The 2,968-nt window shown below is 56.6% G+C and carries 2 protein-coding genes; both read left to right on the top strand.

Translation table 11 applies throughout. The annotated features are described in order from the left end of the window. Positions 1-111: 111 nt before the first annotated feature. Positions 112-1,341: an ATP-grasp domain-containing protein gene (locus AA309_RS33690; protein WP_084731758.1), complete on the top strand. Its 1,230-nt coding sequence runs from the start codon at positions 112-114 to the stop codon at positions 1,339-1,341. A gap of 383 nt (positions 1,342-1,724) precedes the next feature. After that, positions 1,725-2,582, top strand: coding sequence for a glutamate 5-kinase (gene proB / locus AA309_RS28310; RefSeq protein ID WP_047192372.1), 858 nt, complete (start codon positions 1,725-1,727; stop codon positions 2,580-2,582). The last annotated feature ends 386 nt before the right edge of the window (positions 2,583-2,968 follow it).

The raw sequence follows: 2,968 nt of genomic DNA, 5'->3' as shown, positions 1-2,968 counted from the left end.
CTCCGATATCGAGGCAACACTCCGGAGCTCGGCATTCACGGACTATTTACAGAGTCTCGCACAACTCCACTCGGACCGCGGCGCAACGCGCAACATCGAGGTTAACAGTCAATGACTATAAGAGCGCTCGTTCTGGTTGAAGGCAACACAACGGGTACTGGTCCGCTATATGTCCAAGCGGCCCAGCGTCTTGGTCTTCATCCGATTACCCTGTCGGCTGATCCAACTCAGTACGACTATCTTGCGGCGGAAAGCAATGAGGCCATCCGCGTCGATACGAACGATCTCGATGCGCTGATCCGCGCATGTTCCCAGTTGCGTGCGACCTATGATATCGCTGGAATCACTTGCGCCAGAGAAGCATTCTATGCGACAATTGGCAAACTCTGCCAGCATTTCGGGCTGCCGGGACCGAACCCAGCATCGATTGCGCGATGCTGCGACAAATTCATGCAGCGTCAGCTCCTTGCGCATGCTGGCGTTCCAGTACCTGCTTATCGATTGGCAGAAAATGCGACGGAGGTAGAAAGCTGCGTGGCGGAGTTGGGCCTGCCAGTGGTTCTCAAGCCAGCCGTCGGCAATGGCAGCAGCGGTGTCCGATTGTGCCGCGATGAAGATGAGGTAGCCGAACATACGACCCATCTGTTGGGTGGGACGCACATATGGCGGTCTTCTCCGCGAATACTCGTCGAAGAATTCGCGCAAGGTCCCCTGTATACCGCTGAGATAATGGGAAACGAGGTAATTGGGATTGGCGCCGTTGACTACGGCCCCCCACCACATTTCGTCTGGCGCCAGTTGACCTTTCCAGCCCCGGTTACTGATGACGAACATGCGCGTATCGTCGATGTTTCGCTGAGCTGTTTACAGGCCCTCGGCCTTGGCTGGGGGCCAACGAACATTGAACTCCGGTGGACGAAGCGTGGCCCCGTCGTCATCGAAGTCAATCCGCGTCTTGCTGGCACGCCCGATCCCCAACTGGTTCATCTGGCTTGCGGTGTCGACCTCGTCACCGAGCACGTCAAGCTTGTCATCGGCGACAAATGGGATTTGAGCAGAAGGCATTCGCAGACTGCGGCCGTGCGGTCCCTGGTTCCTGATTGCGATGGAACCCTCGACTGGGTCGATGGCGTCAGTCGGGCGGCTGCTATACCAGGTGTCGCCGAGGTCAAATGGTCTGTTACACCCAAGACACCGATCGTCAGGAAAGGCGATTACCGAGACCGCATCGGATATGTCATCGCCAGTTCACCCAGCCTTGCGCAGACCGAGGCGATACTTCAGCGGGCCGTCGATGCAATCCGGTGGGCGATCACACCATTTCCGACCGTTGACGAATAGGAACAATCAGCGGCCCTCAACGCCTCGCGCCAGCGGAGCTGGCGCCAGATAAGAGGTGGTCCTCACCGAACATGGGCGCAATCGAGAGCAGGAGAGAGACGCAGGTCCACGATGATGCTTATCCGCCTTTCTGGGCTCCTCTACGCTATTGAAGATCCTAAGGCCATTACCAATCTGCGAACGACAATCGTTTCCAGGCCGCCCGACGTGATCAGTCCGCTCCTGGACGCAAGATGGGCCTGGATAGCAAGCTTCGATATGCTTAGGTATTTCGGCGCGACGAGGCCGCGACGTTCAGGTAAGGGGAGATTGGATATCATTGTTGACGTCTATACAGACGCAACGGACTGTTCGTTGAACTACCGGGAAGAGATTGGAGAAACATGTCTTCACATCTAGCACAGCAGCACTCAGTACCAGCCATAACGAGCGCGGTCCAATTGCTTTCGGCCCGCCGGCTGATCGTGAAAATTGGCTCTGCACTGATTGCCGATGCAGAGACCGGAGAGGTGCGCGGCCCTTGGCTTGAAATGGTGATAGAGGATGTCGTCCGATTTTTCGCACGCGGGCAGCAGGTGATCATCGTCACCTCCGGTGCTGTCGCGCTTGGATCATGTCGCTTCAATTATTCGGACAGATCTCTGCGAATTCAGGAGAAGCAAACGGCTGCCGCGATTGGTCAGGTTCAGCTCATGCTTTCCTATGAGAAGAGTTTAAAGCGCCATGGGTTTGGCCTGGGTCAGGTATTATTGACCAGAAGCGATATAGACGACCAGCATCGCCGCCTCAATGCGCGGTCAACCCTTCAACAAATTCTCGAAGTTGGCGCTGTACCCGTTGTCAACGAAAACGACACGACCGCAACGGCCGAGACCTGTTTTGGTGACAATGATCGGCTGGCGGCGCAGGTTGCACAGATGGTAAACGCCGAGGTTCTCATTCTGCTTTCCAACGTAGATGGTCTCTTCACGGAAGATCCACACGACAATCCATTGGCCCGTCTGGTGACAGAGGTGCGATGCATTACTCCCGCGATAGAGGCCATGGCCGGTCATTCCGCCTCGCGCCATAGTTCGGGTGGCATGGTGACAAAGTTGATGGCGGCAAGGATAGCCATGGACGCGGGCTGCAAAATGGTCATTGCGAACGGAAACAAACCTTACCCGCTCACCGCCATCGAGAACGGTGGGCCATCAACATGGTTTCTGCCGCGCGCCAAAGACAGGGCTACCCGGGATTGAACTGCTCCGGGATTCTCGGAGGCTCAAACTCCTGACAGGATTGATCTATGACGAAGAGAGCACTATCCTATTCACCGGACGTCCGCGAGCGAGCGGCGCCGATGGTTTTCTATCGCCGGGACTAGCACGCCTCCCAGTATGAGGCAATTCGTTCGATTGCAGCGAAGATCGACCGTGTTGCACGGATCGGCTGGTAAATGCACTGAGCCCGGCCCACGCCTTTGCTCAAGCGATGCGGGCGGACTTCGGGCGTCCGAGCTCAAGCATACGGTTCAGAGCCTGAACGGCGATCACGACTTCCGTCCAGCGCTCATCATGGCAACACGGTCGCATAACATCGCCGCACGGTGAAGATCGTGAAGCGAAGCCGTTCGTCAAATTGAACT

The organism is Microvirga vignae, assembly GCF_001017175.1.
Taxonomy (GTDB): domain Bacteria; phylum Pseudomonadota; class Alphaproteobacteria; order Rhizobiales; family Beijerinckiaceae; genus Microvirga; species Microvirga vignae.
The sequence above is the reverse complement of the archived record's forward strand: the minus strand, read 5'-3'. Positions and strand labels throughout refer to the sequence as shown.

Bases quoted from the DNA above. Each gene is read 5' to 3' on its own strand.
- AA309_RS33690 (WP_084731758.1), top strand. From the start codon at position 112: ATGACTATAAGAGCGCTCGTTCTGGTTGAAGGCAACACAACGGGTACT.
- proB (WP_047192372.1), top strand. From the start codon at position 1,725: ATGTCTTCACATCTAGCACAGCAGCACTCAGTACCAGCCATAACGAGC.